Origin of the sequence: Pseudanabaena sp. UWO310 (assembly GCF_006861605.1) — a bacterium.
GTDB lineage: Bacteria > Cyanobacteriota > Cyanobacteriia > Pseudanabaenales > Pseudanabaenaceae > Pseudanabaena.
Genome location: NZ_SELU01000044.1, coordinates 1 through 24,468 on the forward strand (window position 1 = coordinate 1; position 24,468 = coordinate 24,468).

At 43.4% G+C, this 24,468-nt stretch carries 18 protein-coding genes; 7 read left to right on the top strand and 11 right to left on the bottom strand.

The window, feature by feature from the left end:
* Positions 1-261 precede the first annotated feature (261 nt).
* Entirely contained in the window at positions 262-1,122 is an 861-nt protein-coding gene (locus tag PseudUWO310_RS14855; RefSeq protein ID WP_142602587.1) for a class I SAM-dependent methyltransferase, read from the top strand.
* A gap of 229 nt (positions 1,123-1,351) precedes the next feature.
* A complete protein-coding gene (locus PseudUWO310_RS14860; RefSeq protein WP_142602589.1) occupies positions 1,352-2,344 on the top strand; it encodes a sulfonate ABC transporter substrate-binding protein in 993 nt (330 codons plus the stop codon).
* Between the two features lie 155 nt (positions 2,345-2,499).
* Here PseudUWO310_RS14860 and PseudUWO310_RS14865 read toward each other — a convergent pair whose 3' ends face one another.
* Positions 2,500-2,931: a ubiquinol-cytochrome c reductase iron-sulfur subunit gene (locus PseudUWO310_RS14865; protein WP_142602592.1), complete on the bottom strand. Its 432-nt coding sequence runs from the start codon at positions 2,929-2,931 to the stop codon at positions 2,500-2,502.
* A 387-nt stretch (positions 2,932-3,318) separates the two neighbouring features.
* Between PseudUWO310_RS14865 and PseudUWO310_RS14870 the strand changes: the two genes are divergently transcribed.
* The 3 genes from PseudUWO310_RS14870 to PseudUWO310_RS14880 all read left to right on the top strand — a co-directional run bounded on the left by PseudUWO310_RS14870 (position 3,319) and on the right by PseudUWO310_RS14880 (position 8,294).
* The gene (locus tag PseudUWO310_RS14870) at positions 3,319-5,070 is read left to right on the top strand and encodes a hypothetical protein (protein WP_142602594.1); all 1,752 of its coding nucleotides are present in this window, start codon (positions 3,319-3,321) and stop codon (positions 5,068-5,070) included.
* A gap of 526 nt (positions 5,071-5,596) precedes the next feature.
* A complete protein-coding gene (locus PseudUWO310_RS14875) occupies positions 5,597-6,643 on the top strand; it encodes a DMT family transporter (protein ID WP_142602596.1) in 1,047 nt (348 codons plus the stop codon).
* A 541-nt stretch (positions 6,644-7,184) separates the two neighbouring features.
* Entirely contained in the window at positions 7,185-8,294 is a 1,110-nt protein-coding gene (locus PseudUWO310_RS14880) for a tetratricopeptide repeat protein (protein ID WP_142602598.1), read from the top strand.
* Between the two features lie 17 nt (positions 8,295-8,311).
* On the opposite strand, the gene PseudUWO310_RS14885 is transcribed toward PseudUWO310_RS14880, so the two are convergent.
* The 10 genes from PseudUWO310_RS14885 to PseudUWO310_RS14930 form a co-directional block, all read right to left on the bottom strand.
* Positions 8,312-9,214 carry an undecaprenyl-diphosphate phosphatase gene (locus PseudUWO310_RS14885; RefSeq protein WP_142602600.1) on the bottom strand — a complete coding sequence of 301 codons (903 nt, stop codon included), beginning with the start codon at positions 9,212-9,214 and terminating at the stop codon, positions 8,312-8,314.
* Between the two features lie 494 nt (positions 9,215-9,708).
* The gene (locus PseudUWO310_RS14890) at positions 9,709-10,398 is read right to left on the bottom strand and encodes a zinc metallopeptidase (RefSeq protein WP_142602602.1); all 690 of its coding nucleotides are present in this window, start codon (positions 10,396-10,398) and stop codon (positions 9,709-9,711) included.
* 118 nt (positions 10,399-10,516) lie between these two features.
* Complete coding sequence (locus PseudUWO310_RS14895) at positions 10,517-11,278, bottom strand: MlaE family lipid ABC transporter permease subunit (RefSeq protein ID WP_009627261.1); 762 nt, start codon at positions 11,276-11,278, stop codon at positions 10,517-10,519.
* 358 nt (positions 11,279-11,636) lie between these two features.
* The gene (locus tag PseudUWO310_RS14900; protein WP_142602604.1) at positions 11,637-12,128 is read right to left on the bottom strand and encodes a hypothetical protein; all 492 of its coding nucleotides are present in this window, start codon (positions 12,126-12,128) and stop codon (positions 11,637-11,639) included.
* Entirely contained in the window at positions 12,125-13,597 is a 1,473-nt protein-coding gene (gene dacB, locus PseudUWO310_RS14905) for a D-alanyl-D-alanine carboxypeptidase/D-alanyl-D-alanine-endopeptidase (RefSeq protein ID WP_142602606.1), read from the bottom strand. The genes PseudUWO310_RS14900 and dacB overlap by 4 nt, the downstream gene beginning before the upstream one ends.
* 260 nt (positions 13,598-13,857) lie before the next feature.
* The gene (locus tag PseudUWO310_RS14910; RefSeq protein WP_142602608.1) at positions 13,858-14,505 is read right to left on the bottom strand and encodes a methyltransferase domain-containing protein; all 648 of its coding nucleotides are present in this window, start codon (positions 14,503-14,505) and stop codon (positions 13,858-13,860) included.
* A 7-nt stretch (positions 14,506-14,512) separates the two neighbouring features.
* Positions 14,513-16,078, bottom strand: a complete 1,566-nt coding sequence (locus tag PseudUWO310_RS14915; protein ID WP_142602610.1) for a glycoside hydrolase family 3 N-terminal domain-containing protein — start codon at positions 16,076-16,078, stop codon at positions 14,513-14,515.
* Between the two features lie 113 nt (positions 16,079-16,191).
* Positions 16,192-16,788, bottom strand: a complete 597-nt coding sequence (locus PseudUWO310_RS14920; protein WP_142602612.1) for a GerMN domain-containing protein — start codon at positions 16,786-16,788, stop codon at positions 16,192-16,194.
* Between the two features lie 629 nt (positions 16,789-17,417).
* The gene (locus tag PseudUWO310_RS14925) at positions 17,418-20,372 is read right to left on the bottom strand and encodes an ATP-binding protein (RefSeq protein WP_142602614.1); all 2,955 of its coding nucleotides are present in this window, start codon (positions 20,370-20,372) and stop codon (positions 17,418-17,420) included.
* A 332-nt stretch (positions 20,373-20,704) separates the two neighbouring features.
* Positions 20,705-21,391, bottom strand: a complete 687-nt coding sequence (locus tag PseudUWO310_RS14930; RefSeq protein ID WP_223805681.1) for a phosphoribosylanthranilate isomerase — start codon at positions 21,389-21,391, stop codon at positions 20,705-20,707.
* Between PseudUWO310_RS14930 and PseudUWO310_RS14935 the strand changes: the two genes are divergently transcribed.
* Positions 21,390-22,112 (top strand): SRPBCC family protein, encoded by a 723-nt coding sequence (locus PseudUWO310_RS14935; protein WP_142602616.1) that lies wholly within the window; start codon positions 21,390-21,392, stop codon positions 22,110-22,112. The genes PseudUWO310_RS14930 and PseudUWO310_RS14935 overlap by 2 nt on opposite strands.
* Positions 22,113-22,407: 295 nt before the next feature.
* Positions 22,408-24,462 carry an NAD-dependent DNA ligase LigA gene (gene ligA / locus PseudUWO310_RS14940; RefSeq protein ID WP_142602618.1) on the top strand — a complete coding sequence of 685 codons (2,055 nt, stop codon included), beginning with the start codon at positions 22,408-22,410 and terminating at the stop codon, positions 24,460-24,462.
* Positions 24,463-24,468 lie beyond the last annotated feature (6 nt).

A 24,468-nucleotide genomic window follows, 5' to 3' on the forward strand; every position in this document is an offset into this window, starting at 1 on the left:
CAAGATTTCGGGTGCTCAGTGGAATCAGCAAAATGTTGCTCAAGTTTTGAAACATCGGTGCGCTTATCTCAATGGCTATTTCTATTCCCCTAAGTATTTTTGCTCAGTGCCTAATTGAGATGCTCCCCGCAACTCTCTATTCGGTTTGATTTACTGACTTAAGTGAATATAGCTATAGGAAATGACGTAGCCATTTCTTAACTTGGTATAAGCGGGAAAGCACTAGGACAGAACTCACTAAAAACCATAAAAAACACCACTATGACCTTCACATCGACCCACTCAACTTACGACCCCACCCTATTCGCAGGGGTAGCAAAATATTACAGCCAATATCGTCCGCGCTATAACAATGAACTCTATCAATTACTGATTGAAGAATTTCAATTGGATGGCACTGGACGTTTGCTCGATCTTGCGACTGGCACTGGCTTAATTGCGATCGCCCTCAGCAATCAATTTACAGAAGTAATTGGACTCGATCCCGATCCTGAAATGCTGCGAGAAGCGCAACAGGAAGTCGAACTCGCCAATATTCACAATATCCAATGGATTAATTCGCAAGCAGAAAATCTCTCCGCGCAATTGGGAGAATTTCGCCTGATCACCATTGGTCGCGCCTATCATTGGTTTGACAAGCCCAAAGTATTACAACTCGCCAGCGATCGCCTAATTCAAGGTGGTGGTATTGCTATTACCTATAGCCATCAAGATATTTGGCATAGTACGGAATCTTGGAAGATCGCAGTTTTAGAAGTGGTCAAAAAATATCTCGGTGCAAAGCGTCGTGTTGGCAATGGCACAATTGAGAACCTTGATGCCACCTATGCAGAACTGCCAAGATTACTGGAACAATCAGGTTTCACGACACCATTACTCAAGACGATCATTATCGATAAGACTTGGACAATCGATAGCTGGGTGGGATACCTCTACTCCACTGCATTCTGTCGTCCTGACTACTTTGGCGATCGCCTAAATGCCTTCGAGCAAGAGATGCGCGAGACATTAGCCACTCTCTTCCCATCAGGTGAATTTACCGAGCAAATTCCCTTTGATGTTTACATTGCCCATAAAAATTACAGCGCTTCGCGCTCAAACCCAGACAAAGGAAATCCTTGAAAGACTTGTTTTACAAGTCTTTCAAGGATTTCCTTGTAGTTCGTTTGATCGGTAATTGCTGAAAGCACCAAAATGGGCGGTGATTTGCGTCATCTATCCTATCTCTCTATCTCTAAAGTTAAACGAAAGCAAAATTACTATGTTGAAATCCTTTACGCGCTCTTTCCCGAAATTGAACTTTTTCAAAAGTACTCTCAAAGGTACTTTCAAAAGTACTTTCAAAAATACTATGCGCTTTGCTAGCGGCTTAACCTTAAGCTTCGCTGTTGTATCTTGCGCTCCCACATCAACTGTCACTTCCCCTAGCCCTAATGTTAGCAATTCAGCCACAGTAGCTACTACACCGTCCCAAACCATAGTTTTAAGAATAGGACATCAGAAATTCGATCCTTTAACTTTAGTTAAAAACAAGGGGGGTTTAGAGAAACGACTCAAGCCTCTGGGCGTAACCGAAATTAAATGGATAGAATTTCCATCTGGTCCCCCAATGCTCGAAGCTTTGAACGCCAAGAGCATTGATATTGCGAGAACTGGTGATGCCCCGCCTGTCATTTCCCAAGCCGCAGGTTCATCGCTGGTCTATATCGGCGGAAGTGCCCCTAAAGATAGTAGTTCCGCACTATTAGTAAAAGAAGATTCGCCAATTCAAGCGATCGCCGATCTCAAGGGCAAAAAAGTTGCTTTTGCTAAGGGTTCCAGCGCTAATTATCTGATTGTCAAAATCTTAGAATCAGGTGGTGTGAATTGGGATGACATTACCCCAGTCTACCTCGCGCCTGCCGATGCCAGAGCCGCCTTTGAGCAAGGCAATGTCGATGCTTGGGTGATTTGGGATCCTTTCTATGCCCTGACTCAAGATAAGAGCAAAGTACGAGTGATTCGCGATAGTAAAGGTTTAGTCGCCAATCGTGATTTCTATCTATCCTCAAAAAACTTTGCCGATAAAAACCCAAAAATCATTGAGGCAATTCGCGAAGAGACTCAAGAAGTAGCGGCTTGGGCAAAGAAAAATCCTGAGGATGTGGCTGATTTCTTAGCTCCATTACTAAAGATCGATAAGTCAGTCCTAGTCACCGTCAGCAAGCGCCGCGACTATGGCTTTGAGACGATTACCCCTGAGATGGTTGCCGAACAACAGGCGATCGCCGATTCCTTCTTTAAGCTGAAATTAATCCCTAAAGAAATTAAGGTCTCCGAAGTAATTTGGCAAGCCCCTAAATAAGCCAGACAAATAATGAATTGCCGCGCAAAGCGCGGCAATTCATTATTTACAGCAATTTTCGATCAAAAGAACCACAAGAAACTTTTTGAAAGTGTTGCAAAGCAACACTTTCAAAAAGTTTCTTGGTTTGGATTTGGGCGCAAAGCGCTGTAGGATTAATTTTTGCTCACGATCACTGAATCACCTTGGATTTTTGCCTTATAGGTTCCCAATGGGCTACTCGCTGGTCCCTTAAGTACCTTTCCATTGGCACTGAACTTTGCACCATGACAAGGACATTTGAATTGCTTCTTATCGCCATCCCAATCGACCGTACAGCCTTGGTGAGTACAGGTAGGATCGACAGCTAACAGCTTTTGAGGATTATCGGGTGAACGAATTACAGCAATAGAGCCAATGGATGTATTGTCCTGATAAAGTTGACCTGCATTGTCCAGATCGGCGATCGTACCCGCGACCACAGCCCCATCAGACTGCCCAAAAGCTTCATCAACCTTGAACAGAGAAGAACAAGCAGCGATCGCAACAGGTAAATAACTAGCTAAAGTCCCAACTCCAAAAAGCATCAAAAATTTACGACGCTCCATAACCTATCCTCTAAAGTTTTACCTACGGACGATACTAACGAGTATAAACGATGTCTAAGTTACTGGACATAAGTAGCTAGGCATAACTAAAAACCAGAACCAGAGAGCGTACCGCCCGCTGCGCGGGCGGTACGCTCTTTTGTGTTTTAAGTTTACTTATGCCTAGCTACTTATATCTACTTATATATAGCTACAGTCACTTGACTTAGGACAAATCAAACCCCAAGAATTGACTGGCGGCGCTTCGCGCCGCCAGTCAATTCTTGGGGTTTATGTCCTAATACACTTGGCAACAGCTATAGCATCGCGATAAGACGAAGGGCAAAATCCTATATTGATAAATTGCTCTAAAATTGGATTGATATAGAGCAATATTAAGATAACTCAGTGAAACTTCACATCCTGTATTTTTGCTACAAAGTCATCAATTTCATTCTAACAAATCGTCTTTTTATCTCTTTTATAATCATTTCGGCTTTCGTTTTTGGAACAGATTTCTTATTTACAACTCAATGGAATCGGCTCCAAGAATTTTCCCCAACAACGATCGGTATTGACTTTGCTCCAGAAGTCTGGTTATCACTTCTGAGCTTGGTTTTGGGAACTCTGATTATCGTCATCTCCATCGCCTCCCAAAATCTTCCTAAACTGGTTGATTTGTACATGCAAGATTGGCAAAGCCTATTTTATGTGTGGTTTTTGGTGTTAGCAGGAACCCATGCAGTTTTAGCCAAAGTCCGCGTCGAAGAAGATCGCTCCTTTCTTGCCAGTGCAGTTTTGAATGACTGCCTATTTCTCCCCTTAGCGATCGTTTTAGTATTTCCCTATATCTATTACATTCTCCGTTGCACCAAGCCCGTCACCGTCATCGAACGTATTTTCTCTAGTCATCTACAACAGATTAACCTACTTCCCAATCCCTATGTTTCCATCCTTCTCAACAATCCCCAGTTTAAAAGTGCTTACCAGTCTCGGCTATTTGCATCTCTCAATCAGTTAGACAATCTATTAAGCTATGTGACTCTCAAGGAAGCGCAGGCTCAGATCATCGAACAGATTACGGAACTTGTCGATCGCTATATTATTTTAAAACCGCACATCAATCCCCAATTCTTTCTAATGGGGCAAGAAGTACGCACCGATATTTCCTTTCGTACCACTATTGAGTTTGAAGAACTAGAGCGATCGCGCATATTTTACGAGCAAAAGTGCTTTCGACTGCTCAACAATGCCTATACGCAATTCATCGAAAAGCATGAATTTGATTTAGCTTCCCTATGCGTCTCCGAAATTTATCGAGTGGGAATTACCGCCATATCCATAGGGGACGATCATTTGATCGATACCACGATCGTCCGTTTTAATACCATATTGCGAATTGCATTAAAGCATGGAACTCGCAATAATGAAGCCCGTAACCTCTATAATTTTGCTTTTCATTATGGGAACTTTATCTCAAATCTAGTCCATTCTCAGAAAATCGAACAGGCAAAGCTAAGTTTCCATTACCTGCGACTTTATGGGACGGAAATTTTTAAGTATGGCAAAACTAGCCCCGTCATGTACTTCATTGTCGATGTATTTGCGGCCGAAATGAAAAAGATCCTCATGCTCGCCCATGAGTTAAATTTGGATACAGCCCTGCAAAGCGAGTTGCTCTTTGAGATGCTACAGGTTGATAGCCTTCCCAATTTCATGAAAGATGACCTCGACAAAGGACAATTTGTGGATAATGGTGTCCGAACCCTACAAATTGGGCTAGCCCTTTTTTATCTGAAAAACGATCGCCCTGAATTTGTCGAACGAATTATTAACGATATTATTGACGATTTAGAATATTGGGGTAAAGAGTCATTTTGTCGCTTGATCGAGATGACTTGCAAGCATTTGCAGCTATTTAATCATCACTTCTGGGAGGATACCGATCGGGGCAACCTGAATATCTACTACACGCCATACAAAGATTATATCGATCAATTTCAAGCCCTCCTCATATCACGAATTCGTCTTTATGCTGATAACAGCCTCGAACTAGATCACCAAAGAGAAGAGCTATCAGCAAAAGAGCTAGAAAGAATTTTAGGACGTTTTCACGAACAAATGCTCCGCTATTTACATCGTTTTTCACCTGAGAAATAGGTATAGCAACGTAAAGTTTGCTTAGCCCCAAAGATGATTTGCAGCGCTTCGCGCTGCAAATCATCTTTGGGGTTTACGTTGCTATAGTCCTGAGAAGGAAAGAATTTATGCCAATTCCCAAAATGGCGTTGCCATTTTGGGAATTGGTAAGTAGCTAAGAGTAAACTTAAAAACTAGAAGAGCGTACCGCCCGCGTAGCGGGCAGTACGCTCTTCTAGTTTTGGGTTTTAATTATGCTTAAAGGTAGTGAGGCATTTTTATCCGCCTTAGCACCTAAAATATGAGAAAACCATTTAATGCTCCAAATCGCGAAAAGTAAGGTAATTTAAGCAAATAGAATAATCGCGCAGACTTGCTAAAAATTTCATGATATTGCCCTTTTGTCTTAATTTCACTGAGCGTTTAGATTAAATGCAATACCACTAAATGTCTAAAGGTAGTTTGAAAGAAACTGATCGCAGACTCTTTAGACTCTGCGGATAGCGACCATTTGCAGACTTTGTTTACAACGTTTGAGATAAAAATCATGGCTAAATCTATATCCGAAACATCTTCTACTCCTTCGAGCCAATGGTGGCGTGGATTGATCATGGTACTTCTAGCGACCTTGTTTTTATCAATCCAAAATGTCTTAGTTAGAATCGTCCAATATAACGGGAAGTATCCATTAAAAATTCTCGGTGGACTAATTCCTTCTAATGTATATGTCGATGCCGATCCCGCCAATCCCCTACAAGTACCGTTACTAGTACTATTGGTGCGAATCGCCTTTGTTGTTCCCCTGCTGTGGACTGTGCTGCCAGTACTTAGACCAGGCTCAGAAGAACAAGCCCTATCCGTCCTGAGGGGTTACAATCCCAAATTACTCATGAAGGTAATCGCGGCTGGGTTGTTGCTATTTTTATCTCAAACAGGGACATATTTAGCGGTCTCAATTGTTGGTCCCGCAACCGCTTTAACAGTATTTTTTATCTATCCCGTAGTCACTACTTTGTTAGCATGGCGATTATTTGGCGATCGCCCATCATGGAAACAATGGCTAGCCATTGGTTTAATTATTAGCGGTTGCACATGGGTTCTATTTAGCACGGTTCCGGGGGCTGCATTTAAAAGCGATATTGTGGGGCTGATCTCCGCTGCCTTTGCGGGGATCGTTTTTGCATTGGAGGGAGTCATCGCCCAATCTTGTTTTAATAAAATCAACCCTGCGACCTTTACAGGGCTAATTTTTACCGTCGAATTTGTAATTTTGCTGATTGTATGTGTTGCTTTTATTCACATCAATCTGAGCCAAGGGCTAATTATTATGGGCTTATTGCTCTGTTTCTCAACCCTATTTGGATATTTGTTTAATAATTTTGGAATTAAAGCTATAGGTGCGGCTTCAACGGCAATTATTGGCTCTAGTGGACCTGCCGTTACAGCGATTCTATCAGTATTAATTCTTAATGACAAAATACCATCTTGGATTGCAATCTTTTTAGTTACTATTGGTGTTGTCTTAATGAATTTAGAAAAAATCAACAAGAAACCAATTGCCAATGTAGTCTCTGCCGCCCAAGAACAAGATTAATAGGCTATCTAAATTCCAGAAATAACTAGAAATAACCAGAAATAATTTGACATAAGAAATAATTTGACATAAGACCAGACATACATAGCCAGCTTAAATGGCACAGAATTGCTATAGCAATCTAAATAGTTTGCGGAAGCGCACCCCAAAGGGGTGCGCTTCCGCAAACAAATCTACAAATGATTTAGGTTAGCTAACAAGGAGTGTTGCGGCGCTTTGCGCCACAACACTCTTGTGGTTTTTTGTTTTTGTCATAACATAACTGGCTACTGCTATATTTAGCAATGTCAAAATGTCATATTGTTTGCTTGTAAATTGCGATCTATCCTAATAATACCAAAACTAAAAATGGCTAAGCCATTTTTGGTTTTGATATTATTAGATTTGTTTTTTAATGCAAGCAAATCTGACAACACTTGCTTGCATTCACATAACAAGTTCAGAAATGGCTACGCCATTTCTGAACTTGAAAATCCTGACGAAGTTTAGTTTTTAATACACAAAAATGTTGTCATACTTGCTTGCATTGGTATAAGCGTATATGTATAAAAGTTTTAGCAACCTAATTTCGATTGTATTAACCTGCCTGTCTGTATCACCTTTATTTGTTACCGAAGCGAGCCCCGAAAGGGGAACTAATGCGATGGATTTACCGCAATTAGAACGAGCTTCACGATTAGTAAAAGAAGCCATCACCCTCGATGATAATCAACCAGAAAAAGCGATCGCATTACTCAAACAAGCCTTACAAATATATTCTCAAGTCAATAAAAGTGTGGATGAATTTGTTCTTGAGGAATTAGGAGGTTTATACCTTCAGATCGGACAATACCAAAGAGCGATCGATGCCTACGAAAAAATTGTAAATTTAAGTAGACAAAACAAGTATCGCTTCCTAGAACAAAAAGCATTAAACGAATTGGGCTATGCCTACATGCTTAGTGATAATTGTCTAAAAGCAATAGAAATTTATCAGCAGGCTTTAGCCATCGATAATCCCGAATTGAGTCCCATTGAGAATAATTTCAAATCTCTTAGTGATATAGGAACTTGCTACGAGCATCTGGGACAATATCAAAAAGCACTGGAATTCCATCAGCAAGCCTTAGCGATCGCTAAAATCAATAATGGAAGCAATAATGGAAGTATTAATGAAAGTATTAATGGAAATCTTGATATCAAAAATTCCCTAATCGGTATGGCTGAAGCCTATACGGGTTTAGGAGAATATCCAAAAGCCAAGGAATTCTTTAACTTAGCACTTGCTAGCAAAGATCGCTTTACCGATGGCAATGATCGAGCAAAGATTGGACTAGGAAATGTTTACAAAAAATTAGGAAAGGTCGAATCAGCCATTGATTTGTATCAACAAGCATTCGATATTGCCAGACAAAACAATATCAAGGAAGGAGAAATAAATGCTCTCAATCTCTTAGGAAAGACCTACCTCGAACTAGGGCAGTATCAAAAAGCGGTTGAATCATTCCTTAAAACAGTGGAAATCGTGAAGCGAACTCACCATTACAGAGGCTTCTTAACCGCATTGAATGGGCTCGGTAAAGCCTACGAAAAGTTAGGTCAATATAACCTCTCAAGAGCATATTTTCAAGCATCCTTAGCCTTTAAAATGCAAAGTAGCGATCGCGATTAATGTTGATTACCTTTTTCTTAATTTTTTAGCCAACCCAAACCCACACCAATTAAGAGAAACAATCCCATCGCTAGGCGATACCAGACAAAAAGCCAAGTACTATGCTTTTCTAAGTATTTCAACAATAAAAAGATTGCTAAAAATGCGGAAATACTAGCGGAAGTCAGTCCTAATAGGAGAATAGCCCAACCATGCAAATCTAATCCAGCTTTAGCGAGCGTCGCCATTTCCACAGCCCCAGCCAGAATAATCGTGGGTAATCCTAATAAGAAAGAGAACTTTGCCGCCGTTTCTCGTTCCATTTTTAAAAAGAGTGCGGCTGTAATAGTCGAGCCCGATCGCGATACCCCTGGAATCAGGGCAAAAACCTGTGCAATTCCGACAAAAACACCATCGATTAGGGTTAACTGCTCAAAATTACGCTTGCGGCTTCCCCACTTTTCGGCAGCTGCAAGTAATAGAGACATCACGATTGAGGCAATCCCAATGGTGACTAACGTCCGCAAAGGCGAGTTGCAAGTATCGAGAGTTTTCTTTAACAAAAGTCCGACGATCGCGATCGGAATTGTCCCTGCAATCAGTCCTAATAGCAACCGAAAAGATTTAGACATGTAGTCTTTACGAAGGAGCGCCCGATAGGAACTCCCCAACAAGCGTGTAATATCTTGCCAAAAATAGGTGAGGACTGCTGTTAAACTTGCTAACTGCATCGCCGCCGAAAAAGCAGATCCAGGATCGGGTAAACCTAAAAAACTCGGAACTATGCGTAAATGGGCAGTACTACTAATTGGTAATAGTTCGGTAATACCTTGCACGATCCCAAGAATCACAATACCCAACCAATTGATATTCACAAAGTCGAGATTAACTGCACTACCATCGTTACAAACCGCAGCAGACAGCAAAAATGAATGCATCATAAAAAATAATTACTCCTCAAATTATACCAATTCACGAAAGTGTGACAACACTTTTGTGAATTAAACACCAAACCCAGTAAGGTTTTGAGATTCCCAAAATGGCGTTGCCATTTTGGGAATTGGAATTAGTCCTCACGGTGGAGGCTAACAATTAACTAAGTAGCTAAGCATGAAACTTAAAACTTAGAAGAGAGTACCACCTGCGTAGCAGGCGGCACTCTCTTTGGTTTTGTTTTTTAATTATGCTGAACTACTTAATGTTTTATCTATGCTATGGCAACGTAAGGTTTGCTTTTACCAAAGCTCAAAATGGCGTAGCCAGATATTTTGAGCTTTAAAAACCATTACTGGGTTTGTTTTTTAACGTCAGTTCAGGTTAAGCTGGCAAACCTTAAAATCCCAAAAGTAAAAGCCTTGCTACGCAAGGCTTTTACTTTTGGGATTTGAGAAAGGGTTGTCACACTTTCGTGAATCGATGTTAAAACTTACTTTGATTAGCGATCGCCCTTAATTAATAACAACTGCACAAGCTGAAGAGCAGCATAAATCGCTGTCGCCACATAGGTCCAAGCGGCAGCATTAAGAACACTACGAGCGCCCCGATTTTCATTGCCTTGGAGGATGCCTAGTTCGTCAATAAGTTTTAAGGCACGACTGGAAGCATCAAACTCAACGGGCAAAGTAACGATGTGAAATAGAATCGCTCCAGCAAATAGCGCGATCCCCACATTGATAAATATCACACTGAGACTACCTAAGGAGGTGAGGAATAGCCCTGCCATTACCATCAAGGGACCAAAGTTTGCGCCAATATTGGCGACTGGAACAAGTGACGCGCGGATGTTCATAAACTGATAACCACGGACATCCTGCAAAACGTGACCGCATTCATGGGCAGCGATCGCCGCCGCCGCAAGCGACGATGATGCGTACACAGACTCGGATAATCGAACCGCCTTGGCGGAAGGATCGTAATGATCGGTTAGTTCTCCATCTATTCGCTCGACGGTCACATTATGAATATCCATACGTTGCAAGATGGTTTTAGCAACCTGTGCACCTGTCATTCCTAAGCTTGATTGGATATCGGCATACTTCTCATAGGTTGATTTGACCCGTTGTTGAGCCCAAAACATCAAGATCATCCCTGGAATGAGGATCAAATAAGATGGGTGAAAGAACATTTACTTTTCTCCTTCAGAAATTTCTATATCTCTATATTCAATTATGCCTCTTATAAACTTGGTGATGACTCGGCAATTAATGCTTAGGCGGTAGTGAAAACACTACCAACCCCATCGGCTATGCACGCCCCTGAAAAAACGACCATGACAAAAAGAAATTGCTGATAAATATAGCCAGTAAGGCTGTAACCACAGCCGTAGTTGTAGATTCGCCTACTCCCTTTGCCCCACCCGTGGTGGTTAAGCCCCATGTTGTGCCGATCGCCGCGATGATAACGCCGAAAATACTTGATTTGATTAAAGCGGCGATCAAATCCCAAGGTTTGAGGAGATTCTGAACGGAATTGAGAAACATATTGTAGGGAATTGCATACATCGATTGAGATAGCAATAAGCCCCCTGCCATTCCCATCAAAAATCCTAAAATTGTGAGGATCGGCAGCATGAGCAAGCAGGCGATCGCACGAGGAGTTGCCAGATAGTCAATGGGATTTGTCCGCAGTAAATGTAATGCGTCAATTTGCTCGGTTACTTGCATCGTGCCAATTTCTGCGGCAAAAGCCGAACCCACACGTCCAGCAATGATGACGGCTGTCAATACAGGAATTAGCTCGCGGGCTAAGGCGATCGCCAAAATGCCACCGATCGCCTGTTGTGCGCCAAAGTTAATAAACTCTCTCGCGACTTGAATCGTAAATACGGCTCCTACAAAGGCTGCTGTAATCAAGGTTATGAGTAGCGACTCTGTACCCACCATCGACATCTGCTCGATCGTATTGCGCCAATGGAAACGTCGATAGATCAAAATATGGGTGACAATTTGTCCAATCAGTAAACAACTTTGTCCGAGTTTAGTTAGCCAACTGCCAAAATTTCCCATTTTTAAAATTTCCCATGCCACGGCTGACAGGTGGTAAACAATTTTTGTTGTGTTTATCCTAACCCCCAGCGCAATTATCAGCAAAGAAAAAGCGGATAAAAAATGTTCCTCGAAAGTTATCTAGCTTCGACTTCGCTCAGCTATAGCTACAGTCACTTGAATTAGGACAAATCAAACCGCAAGAATTGACTGGCGGCGCGAAGCGCCGCCAGTCAATTCTTGCGGTTTATGTCCTAGTCCATTTGGCGATAGCTATAACACCAATTCACTGAAGTGTTGTCTCACTTCAGTGAATTAAAACCAAACCCAGTAAGGGTTTTCAAAGCACAAAATGGCTAAGCCATTTTGTGTTTTGGTATTACTTAGGAAATAGATGGAGCGTCCAGTTACAGGGTTGTTGCAAATCACCGAAGCGACCATTTGCCCAGTACCAAAGGGCGAGGCGAGTCCGAAAAAATCCGATTACCAAAAAATGACCTTGGGGAATGGCAACACCATATTTACGCCCATCGGTGGGCGTAATCTGCCAAGGGGTATCGTTGCCCTTAACCAGCAATTGCGAGCGATGGTAGATCTTCTGATATTGCAGCGGTAAGGCAAATATGGCGTAAACATGATGCTCACCACGCCAAGGTTCAGCCAAAATCTTAATGGGATGAAATTGCAAACTATCGGATTTACTGAGGCTATCTGTCATAGCTGAACATTGCTGGGACTGGGCTGATGGGTCTATCTGAGAAGAGGTTGTCTGGGGAGACAAGGCGATGACTGTAATTGCCGAGATACTGACTAGGGCTAAGGCTATAACCGCTATGCATAGGAATTTATTTTGAGCCGACCAGTTTTTCATTCACAGGTGTCAAGGCGAGTTAATAGTAGGGCGATCGCGTCAATGTATTGCTTCAATTCCTTTGACGGAAGATTGCTGTTATTAATGATGATACTGAAAATAACTTCGCGATAGTGCGGCGGACTAGCATAGCCAGATAGGGCAACAGATCCTGTCAATCCGCCAGTCTTGGCTTGAATTATGCCCTGTGCATCAGTATTTTTAAATCGATTAGTTAGACTACCATCAACACCCGCGATCGCTAAGGATTTACGAAAATGACGATCGCTAGCCATACTTTGTAAAAGCTGCACGATCGTTTTGGGGGTGGTCAAATTCTGACGCGATAGCCCCGAACCATCGACTAATAGGGCATTATCAGAGGGGACATTGATCGATTGTAAATACTTGTTAACGGCGAGCAAACCGCCCAATACACTGTCATCGGGAAGGACTTCATGGAAGCGATCGCCCAAAGCACGGAGCAAGAGTTCAGCGTAAAGATTGTTACTATTTTTGTTGGTGATACTGATTAATTCCGAAAGCGGCGGCGACAAAGCGATCGCCAAATCTTGGATCGGGGGAAGCTTTTGAGCTTTGTTACTATTTTTGTTACTACTGTCTGAAGAGATGGTAATGCCCTGCGCGAGCAGTTCTTGGCGTAAAAGCGCTAATAGATTGGCTTCAGGATCGGGAATTGCCACACCACCAAGCTCAGGTTCAGATTTTTCGGGTACTTGTCCTGTGATGATCACCACTTTTTGATCATAGGGGCGAATCACTTGTAAGGTAGATGGCTCATCGGCTCCGACAGTGATTGATTGATTATCTACCCGCCAGTCGGTTGCGAAGTTGGGCTCTTCCCATGCAAATATTGCAGGCTTGCCGATTGAAGAAGGACTAACTATCCAATTGAGCGCATTTTCATTAATGGTAAATGGTGAAGCCTTCGCTCCATAATATTCCTGTAAATCTCCCCATTCCCAACTATCGCCAATCTCTGCCCCCTTGCGGGCTGTCAAAGTCCAGATTCCGCCATTGATCTGCTTTACCCCTTTATTCTTGAGTTGTGTGACTAGGGATTTGAGTCCTGTCGCCGATTGCAAACTCGGATCACCTGAAGCAACTAACCACAGTCCATGATCGATTTCACCCCTATCATTAGGCAGATTGCGAGACATTAATCGAGTCGCAAAGCGGTAGTCAGCCCCCAAAGTTTTGATAGCAGTCGCCGTCACAAATAATTTGGTATTGGAAGCAGGCATAAAATAGCGATCGCTATCTAGACTTGCCAATGTTTGCGATTTAGTCCCATTAGTTTGGATAAAAACACCAACGCGTGAGTGATTTAATTTAGGGGATTGGGCAATTTTTTCCACCTCTTTTTGCATCTGTGCAGGACATAGGCGATCGCTTTGAGCTTGAACGGGAATTACTACAATTAAGGAGGATAAAATCAGTGCAATCTCGGCAAATAGACTGTTTTTCATTAAGAAATAGAATGAAATTGAGAGAGCTAACAGACTAGCACAAAAGATAAATAGAGCCTCTATCCTGATATTGATAGCAGCTATCAATATCAGGATAGAAAACCCAAAATATTGTTGCCGCGCTCCGCGCGGCAACAATATTTTGGGTTTTAATTTTGTCCTAACAAGACTGGCGGCAGCTATAACTTGAAAACCCTTATATCAAACCTCCAAAGATGAGTGGCGGCGCAAAGCGCCGCCACTCATCTTTGGAGGTTTGATTAGCTTAAAACCCATAGATAAATAGTCTGTTCTTGATCGCCTATTTTGATTTTTTCCATTTGACTAGCAGGTAAATCTCCCAAATCATATTCATAGGAAATCACCTTTGTCCCTGCTTTTAGTTTGGATAAAATTTCATTACGGACGCGGAGATTTGCCTCTGGCAAAAGGTATAGCGTAACCACCGTGACATCCCGCAAATCCGCCTTAAAAAAATCTTGTTGAATAAATTTAATCCGATCGCGAATTGTCGGTGTTTTGGCGATCGCTGATTTTAATTCCCGATCAGATTCGCGGATTAGTTCGGGATCAATCTCAATACCGATCGCTTTAGCCCCAAACATCTGCGCCGCAGCGATCGCAATTCTGCCATCGCCACTGCCCAGATCGTACACAACATCGGTTTCTTTGACATTTGCCATCTGGAGCATTTTCTGCACTGCTGCCATCGGTGTTTGTAGATAGGGAGCATCGGGAAGGCGCTCAGGCTCGGATTCCTTAGTGACAGTACTAGCAACAGTTAGAGGTGCAACGGTCTCTAGTTGGCTAGGAGAAGATGGAGGACTATTCACCAAAAAAGTATTGCAAGCCAATAAGGTCGAGCAGGTAATCACAGCCATGAGAATAAACCGCATCAAGGTAGCCATAGCTGCTTTATTCAAACCCTAATTGTTGCAAGACTGCCATCTGCGCCTCTGGCTGTTGACTATAGGCAAAGCCCCAAGGCATCTGCATCGGTAATAGGGGCAAAATCTCATCTAGGGTATAGGGGCTGCCATAGAGCACCACGGCCTGTAATTTATTGTCTAGGAGCATTAACTTGACTAGATTTTGAATTTTTTGAAGCAGATTTGTATTCCCTCGGAATGGATTGCCGCGACTAAAGATTTGGATAAATATTTGTGAAAATTGATCGTATTTCAAATTTTCTAACATCAATCCATCCGCAATAATGCGCTGATAGCCGTTGTGGTTGGGCAATCGTACCGCAGGCGATCGCCTATGCAGGAATTCTTCACAGGTCAGGGGATCGTCAACAACAATCAGATTGAGATAGTTTGCATCTAGCCGCTCTTGAGCGCTACTTGATGCCAAGGTGGAGATAGAGGAATAAACATTAATGGACTTGGTGGCAATTTGAGCGGCAATATCGAGATGCTCAGGATTGCCGAGTTTTTGCAGATTTTGCGGAGTCCCAGCAATCTTTTGTTTTGCTTGCCAAATCCTTTGGACTGAAGCGCGAATTTGCGCTTGCGAGATTTCTTGGTTTTCTACCGCCGCACAAATGGCATGGATTGTGGCGATCGGATCGACGGGCATTAGTAATATATCTACACCCGCTTTGACGGCTTTAACGGCAATCTCCTCAGGGCTACCTAAATTAGAGACTCCTGACATAATCAGAGCATCCGTAGTAATAATTCCCTCAAAGCCAAGTTCATTGCGTAAAATCCCCGTGATAATCCGATGGGAAAGGGTCGCAATATTTTGAGGATCCAATTCTGGGACAAAAATATGGGCGCTCATAATCGCATCAACTCCCGCCGCGATCGCATTGATAAAGGGCGGAAATTCGACATTATCAAATCTCTGGCGATCGTGAGGAACTACGGGGGTCTGTAAATGGGAATCTACCGAAGTGTCCCCATGTCCTGGAAAGTGCTTGGCCGTGATCAAGACAGGATATTGCTTTGCTCCAGAAATAAATCCTCGCGTCGCCCCCATGACCTCACCCACGGTAATCCCAAAAGCCCGTACGTTAATCACAGGATTTTCGGGATTATTGTTAACATCGACAATCGGCGCGAGCATCCAGTTAATCCCGATCGCCAAAGCCTCCTCTGCCGTAATTTTCCCCATATCCTCGGCATATTTCATCGACACCGCTTGCAAAGCCATCGGGGGTGGGAACCATGTTGCACCGCTAAAGCGCTGTCCTACTCCCTCTTCAATATCTGCGGCGATTAGCAAAGGTATCTTTGCCATAGACTGCAATTGGCGGGTTCTCAGGGCAACTTCGGGGGCGCTGCCACCTAACAAAATAACTCCCCCCACCCCATATTGTCCGATCAGAGTTTGAAGTTTGGCATTGGATAATTCCCATTCTGGGTACTGGATCTGGTGGTCGTATAGCATTCCACAGGTACGCACCACCACCATTTGAGAAACTTGCTCAATGAGGCTCAGGCTATCAATATCGGGCAAGTCGATCAATGACATAATTTACTAGATTTACTAACTAGATTTACTAACTAGATTTACTAAAGAGTAGTATTTCGCAGGAGAAAGCCAGAAGATCACTCTTCACAAGGAAGATTTTAACAAGGTAGGGCTTAAAACTCTAGCGCAAAATCTTTCCTTGTCATTGGTTGAGGTACTTCTAATCCTTCGCCACCAATATATTTTAAAGGTTTGCCCTCAACGGACAAATAGACCTTAGCATCAGGCTCTAGACTAGTCGCAGTGTATAAAACCTGAATGATCCTTCCTTGCATTGATGCCGAACCGCCACCTTTCGTAAAGTCTTTGGAAAAATTAATCCGAATTTCCTTATTTTTGGTAACGGCACTCAATACTTGGGTATTGGCAGGAATAGCACTGTATAGATTGGATTCGGGTGGATTCTCGGAAATCAAGGTTTTAATTACAGAGGCGATCGCTTCGTCATTACTTTTGGCTTTAACAGCGATCGGTACGGCAACCAGCTTATTCTTGCTTGATTCAATCCAATAAACTGCCAATTGTCCATCAACGGCTCGAGTCGCTGTCGGGGACTGGCTGACTTGATTGATGGAGCTGGGCGCAGATGATTGGGGATTTGGTTGATTGTTCAGAGTAGAGTTAACCAAAATTGCCGCACCAGAGCCCCCCACAACAGCCGCCGCTACTAAACCTAACCAAGTATTTTTACTTAAAGTTGGAATTTTCATGATTTCGCTCCTCGACTTTGACTATTTGCATCATACTCTTGACGCAAACAAACGGGAATTAGCTCCTTAATATCTCCATAATACCAATTCACTGAAGTGAGCCAACACTCCAGTGAATTAAAAAACAAACCCAGTAATACCAATTCACGAAAGTGTAGCCACACTTTTGGGGATTGGTATAAGGTTTTCAATTTAAGAAATGGCTACGCCATTTCTTAAATTTGTATAAGGGTTTGAGATTCCCAAAATGGCGTTGCCATTTTGGGAATTGGTATAGCTTTGGGAAGCTTCACGCGCCCAAACCTCTGCTGCTTTGGGACTTACGCCAAAAAATGTGATGTAACGACAATTCATAAATTACCTTGAAGAGCATTGCGCTTTATTAAGTAAATGAACTAAATAAAACATAAACTCCAAGAATTGACTGGCGGCGCTTCGCGCCGCCAGTCAATTCTTTTTGTCTTACAGCGCTTCGCGCCCAAACCCAAACCAAGGAAATTTTTGAAAGCGTTGCTTCGCAACGCTTTCAAAAATTTCCCTGTGGTTCGTTGGAGCGATAATTGCTGTAAGTCAAGGGACTATAGCTATAAAACTCAGAGGCTAAACCTGTAGCTCCTGCGCTACAGGTTTTAGGATTTTATAGCTGTCGCCACCTGATTCTTTATTTGTAATCGGTTAAGGGTTCTGGCAATTTCCTCAACGCGAATAGGCTTGCTAATGTGATCGTTCATACCAACAGCCAAACAATTTTGAATATCTTCTGGCATGACATTGGCAGTCATGGCAACGATCTGTGGTTGGAGAGAAATATTGCCATCCTGTCGAATTAACCTAGTTGCCGTTAATCCATCCATCTCAGGCATCTGCATATCCATAAATAGAAGATCGTAGTTTTGTTGATATACCATTTCTAAGGCTTCCACTCCATTATTGGCGATATCGGCAATATATCCAAATCTTTTTAAATAGAGAGAAGCGATTTTTTGGTTTACTTCGTTATCTTCCACAATGAGAATTTTGAGAGGAAATAGCTCAGCCATGCAACTCAGATTTTGGTTGGCGGCATCCAAAGCAATATTTGCCGTAGCGATCGCCTCAGAGTTCATATTCGGCAAATCAATCGTAAAGTAGAAAATTGCCCCTGATGTCTCTGGAGTAGTTGCGCATTGCCAGCCGATCGGTGGTTCCCCTGCGATCGAGCCCTTACTATCAACCCAAATTTTCCCTCCCATAAACTTGACCAGATATTTGCAAATAGCTAGCCCCAAACCAGTACCGCCATATTTGCGACTAATTGAAGCATCAGCTTGGGAAAATGGCTGAAATAATCGACTCAGGCGATCGCTAGATATACCAATACCAGTGTCTCTGATCGAAAATAGTATTTGGTTTGAGGATTGCGGGGATCTGAGCCCTTTGACCAATAGCTCAACTTCACCTTTTTGTGTAAATTTGATTGCATTACCAATTAAGTTAATCAAAATTTGATGCACTCGCGCTTGGTCACCGACGATCATAGCGGGAACATCAGTAGCGATCGCATACTTTAATATATTCGCTTGGTTAGCAGCTTCCGTACTCAATATATTAAAAGCTGATTTCACAGCATCCTTAAGTAAAAAAGGACGCTCCTCCAATTCTAGTTTTCCCGCTTCAATTTTAGAGAAATCAAGAATGTCGTTGATTACAGCAAGCAGAATATTGCCGCTATCTTGAATGGTTTGGACGTAATCGAGCTGATCCTCAGTGAGTGGGGTAGAAGCAAGCAATTCCGCCATGCCAATCACCCCATTCATGGGAGTACGGATTTCATGGCTCATATTGGCAAGGAAGTCACTTTTGGCTTTCGTCAAGGCTTCCGCAGCTTCCTTCGCCTCCGCCAGCGCGATTTCTGCCTGTTTCCGTTCCGTAATATCTCTTGCAACCTGAATCACCTTATCCTCAGCGATGGGAGAAATGATCGCAGAGAACCAGACATCTCTTCCATTTATTGCTAAGGGATAATCAAAACTAATAATCTGCTGGGTGGATAGGGAATGATCAATAGCCTCAACAATAGTTTTAGCGACCGAGGGAGGCAGTTCTTCATAGATTGATTGCCTGAGTATTGCTTCGGGATTTCCCAGTAAATTATTACCATTAGTTGGCACAATTTTCAGACATTTACCTTCGGAATTGCGGATTAGCACCACATCTTTCATGGCAGCAAATAGAGCATTCTGCTCTGAATAGGCTTCCTGTAACTTTGTCTGTTCCTCTTTCAAGACAATCTCAGCCTGTTTGCGTTGCGTAATTTCCTTAATATAGCCATGCCAGAGAATGCTGCCATCGGGTTCCCTTTGCGGTGTAGCATTTCCCGCTACCCAGATTGTCCGACCATCGTCGAAGCGCACTCGATATTCACATCCCCACACGGTGAGATTTTGCGCAGAGTTGATGACGCTTTGTCTAACATAATCTAAATCTTCAGGGTGAATGCGATCAAAAACCTTAGCAGCATCTTGACTCACCTCTTGGGGTGAGAGATCGTAGATATCGCGAATCCCATGACTTGCATAGGGAAAATGGGAACTACCATCGGTTCTCAAATGATATTGATAGATAAATCCTGGGACATTATAGGAAATTTGTTCTAATCGTTGTTCTGAATCTACTTCCGATGTAATATCTCTAACAATCACTAAGGCTTCGCGATCATTAATTGCCGAGATGCGGACTTCTTCGGAGGCAAGTTTGCCAAACTTAATCAACTGCTGTCTGTAGACTTGCAGTTGATTGGTGGCGATCGCTCTTTCGATCGCTTGCAACTGCCGTTCTAGGCATTCGGGCGATAATAATTCCGATAGGTGCTGCCCGATTACTACAAACTGATTTGCATCAATGGAAGGGGAAATCATACTGTCCAGACAGGAACCATCACGACCGACCCGCAGCAACAAATCTGGTATTGCCTCAAGAATAGCCCGTTGTCTCGCCTCGCTCTCTTGCAAAGCCGATTCGATTTGATTGCGCGTCGAGATATCTGCATTGCGGATTGCCATTCCTAATTGAGTGGCAATATTTTTGACGAGGCTAATTTCTTGGGTTTGCCAATGCCTTGGGCGATCGCATTGATGCAAGATTAACAATCCAAATAAATTTGGGGATGATGGCGATCTAGTCGTGATGGGCATGACCAAGTTAGCCCTCACCTGCATCTCCGATAACCAGTCGGCATACTCAGGCTCTAGGGTCAGAGCCTGAGTATCTTCAGTATCTTCAATGGTGCTAAAGGCTCCCATGAGATGGGCTTCTACATGTTTGCGCCAGATAAGGCGATCGCTAGTTACACTTCCCCCCTTGCCAAAATTTTCAAGAATTGATGACCAAGCTAAGTCCACAGACTCAGCAATGACTGCGCCATCCTCCTGCGGTAAGAATTGATAGATTAATACGCGATCGCATCCCAAGATATCCCTAGTTTTCCGAACAGCAATGTTTGACATTTCCACTAAATTAATGGATTCATGTAATTGCCAAGAAAGTTCAGTAAGGCTATCTAGAGCTTCTCCGAAGCAAATGTCCACATTATTACCTAGAGACATACAAAAGTCTTTAAAAGTTATGTCATTTTTAAGATTTAGATCGGCATAAATCCATATAAATGTAGTTGTCCAATACCAGATATTCCTTACATCTTAGACATTTTACAGTGCTTTACTTAGTAATAGGTATTACTAAGGTATACATTTATAAAAACGCAAAGGAAAGATGAGTGGCGGCGCTTCGCGCCGCCACTCATCTTTCCTTTGGGCTATATGTGCTAGCTAAAACTTATACCAAAACATGAAATGGCTACGCCATTTTGTGTTTTGGTATTACTGGGTTTGGTTTTCAATTTCCGAAAGTGTAGCCACACTTTCGGAAATTGGTATTATTAAGAATATTCCTTAACGCTTGTGATGAATCGCTTAACCCTATCTAGATCCTTGTCCCCTGCGGAAAGTTCTACCCCACTCGATACATCTAAGCCTTGGGGAGATGTAAGCGCGATCGCTTCAGCCACATTTTCAGGTGAAAGCCCACCCGCTAACCACCAATCACAAGGCGGACAAAAATCGCGGAGCATTTGCCAATCGATCGCTTTGCCCGTCCCTCCTGCTATTTGCGGATCATAGGCATCTAGTAACACCACATCCACGATATCGCTATAGAGCTTTGCCCTTTCTAAACCTACTCGATCTTTGACGCGCAGGGCTTTAATCAGCTTTGTTTTGGGATTTATGCGATCTAGCTGCGATCGTAAGCGATCGCAAAATTCTGGCGATTCATCACCATGAAGCTGTACAGCATTTAGCCCCGATGACTCCATCGCGTGACAAATTTCCGCTGCACTTGTGTTGAGGAATACTCCAATCAAATCGAGATCGACGAACTGCTCCGATTGAGATTTGGTTAGACTAGAGATGATTTGTCCAATTGTGCTGGTACTAATATATCGTGGTGAAGAGGGTACACAAATAAAACCAAGGGCCTCGGCTCCCATTTGGGCGATCGCTCGGGCTTGATCTAGTTTCGTAATTCCACAAATTTTGATATACATACAACCAACGACGCATTTCATGACAGAGTATTTATCCTATCCAACAATTGCCATAACAACCATGCCAGCCTCACCGAAATCAACCCCAAACTTAACCTCTAAATTAGTCCAAATGCTCGCAAATAAGCTTTCCCTAGGCTCGGCTGTTGTTATGGCGATCGCGATCGCTTGCAGCACCCCCGCACTTCCTGCGCGAGCTTCCCTCTTTGATGGTCCCGTCGATCGCTTGCCCTCAGTCCAGCGCGACTCACTCCGCAATGGGCAAACAGTGGTCACAGGCGAAAAGGGGAAATACGTGGCAAGAGTCCTTGTCAATGCATCTCCCGACGCAGTTTGGCAGGTATTAACCGACTATGCCAACCTTTACAAATTTATCCCCAACATGAGTTCTAGCAAGATTCTCGAAAATCGGGGCAATCGGAAGGTGATTGAGCAGGTCGATACCCGTCAGGTTTTTCTGATTTCTATCGTTTCCCGCACCAAATTGGCAATCCAAGAAACCGATCGCCAACAGATCGATTTTCGTCTCCTCGATGGCGATCTTTCGCAAATGGAAGGCTATTGGAAAATGGAACCAGTCTCCACCGTTCCCCGTCGTCCTCCCAGTCAGGTTTTGATTACCTACACGGTTAACGCACAGCCAAATTCCTCTACTCCCACCGATGCCTTTTATAGTATCTTCAAGGATGCTTTAGGGGATACATTGCAAGCAATTAAGCAAGAAGTAGGTAGAAGAGGCTAGTATAAACGCGCAAGCAAAGGGAGGGCAAGCCCTCCCTTTGTTGAATATAGCTGTCGCCAAGTGTATTAGGACATAAACCCCAAGAATTGACTGGCGGCGCTTCGCGCCGCCAGTCAATTCTTGGGGTTTGATTTGTCCTCATTCAAGTGAATGTAGCTATATAATAATATCAATTCCTAAAAGTGTGGCTACACTTTTGGGAATTGAAAACCAAACCCAGTAAGGTTTTTAAAATTACAAAATGGCGTAGCCATTTTGTAATTTGGTATAAATTGTATTAGATTGATTTTTTGTCATGACTGAACTTCCTTTATTTGATGAGTCAAGAGCGCTTGAACTTCGCAAAATCCTGCAACGCACCAGTTACGAATACTATGTGCTTGATGCTCCAACGATAGAGGATTCGGTCTATGATGCACTCTATCGCGAATTGCAAAATCTGGAAGCAGCCTATCCGCAACTGATTACCCCCGATAGTCCCACTCAGCGTGTCGGCGAAAAGCCCACAGTTCAGTTTGTCTCGGTTCGGCATCACATTCCACTCTATAGTCTAGATAATGCTTTTACGAATGGAGATGTCAAGAATTGGCAAGACCGATGCCAAAAGGGATTGGATCGTTCGGACTTGTTGGACTTTTTGGATAGCGTTTGTGAACTAAAAATTGATGGCTCGGCGATCGCCTTAACCTACGAGCAAGGTTTACTAGTAAGGGGCGCAACTAGAGGTGACGGCACATCAGGGGAAGATATTACTCCAAACATTAAAACGATTCGCTCGATCCCTCTCCGCCTTAATTTAGACAATCCTCCTGATCGCTTGGAAATTCGCGGTGAAGCATTTTTGCCGATCGCCGTTTTTGATGAGATTAACCAAGAGCGATCGCAGCAGGGAGAAGCTCTATTTGCCAATCCCCGCAATGCGGCCGCAGGGACATTACGCCAACTAGACTCGCGAATCGTCGCCAAACGTCGCCTTGATTTCTTCGCCTATACCATCCACATCGATCGCGAAGATTTTGCCAAAAAAAATCTACCCCAAATTTCTTCCCAATGGGAAGCTCTCGAATTTTTACAAACGATTGGGTTTCGGGTCAATCCCAATAAGCAACTCTGCACATCTCTTCAGGAATTACAAGACTATTACGATCATTGGTCAACGGAACGACTGAAATTGCCCTATATGACCGATGGAATGGTAATTAAGCTCGATGCCTTTTCCGTACAGGAGCAATTGGGATTCACGCAAAAAACTCCTCGCTGGGCGATCGCTTGGAAATATCCTGCCGAGGAGATGCCCACAGTCATCGAAGCTGTCACCGTGCAGGTGGGACGCACTGGCACTCTCACCCCCGTTGCGGAACTACGTTCCGTTTTACTAGCAGGGACAACCGTCTCGCGAGCGACTTTACACAATAGCGATCGGCTAGCCGAGCTAGATTTACATATTGGCGATACGGCGATCGTCAGGAAAGCTGGAGAGATTATTCCTGAAGTGGTGCGGATATTACCAGAATTGCGCCCCGATCAGGCTGTCCGTTTTGTGATGCCGACCCATTGCCCTGAATGCGGTCAACCCGTAATTAAGCCCGAAAATGAAGCAGCTACCCGTTGCGTAAATGGAAGATGTCCTGCGATCGTGCGAGGAGCGATCGAACATTGGGTCAGTCGCGATGCGCTGGATATTAACGGCATCGGGGAGAAGTTGGTCAGGCAATTAGTAGGGGAAAATCACGTTACTTCCATTGCCGATCTCTATGATTTGACCAGTGAGAAATTGCAGACGCTCGATCGCATGGGTCAAAAATCTGCTGACAAAATTATTGCGGCGATCGCTCAATCTAAAACCAAACCTTGGGCGCGTGTGCTGTATGGCTTAGGCATTAGGCATGTGGGTAGTGTTAACGCTCAAAATATTACGGATAATTTTCCTAATGTAGAGTTATTAGCTCAAGCTAGTCCCGAAGCGATCACTTCGATCTTTGGCATCGGTGAAGAAATTGCTCAATCCATTTATGAATGGTTTCGTAAAGAAGAGCATCAAGTTTTGGTGCAACGTCTACAATCGTCAGGATTGCAGTTTGTGGGTGAGCAGAAGGAAAATCGCGCGATCGCTATTAATCCTAATATTGCGGGTAAAACCTTTGTGGTGACGGGAACATTACCAACCCTCAAACGCGATGAAGCCAAGGATCTGATTAAGTCGGCTGGGGGAAAGGTTACCGATTCGGTCAGTAAAAAAACTAATTATCTCGTCGTCGGTGAAGATGCAGGCTCCAAGCTAGACAAAGCCCAATCTTTGGGGGTGACATGCCTCTCCGAGGCGGAATTGCTAGCATTAATCAATCGTTAATACCAA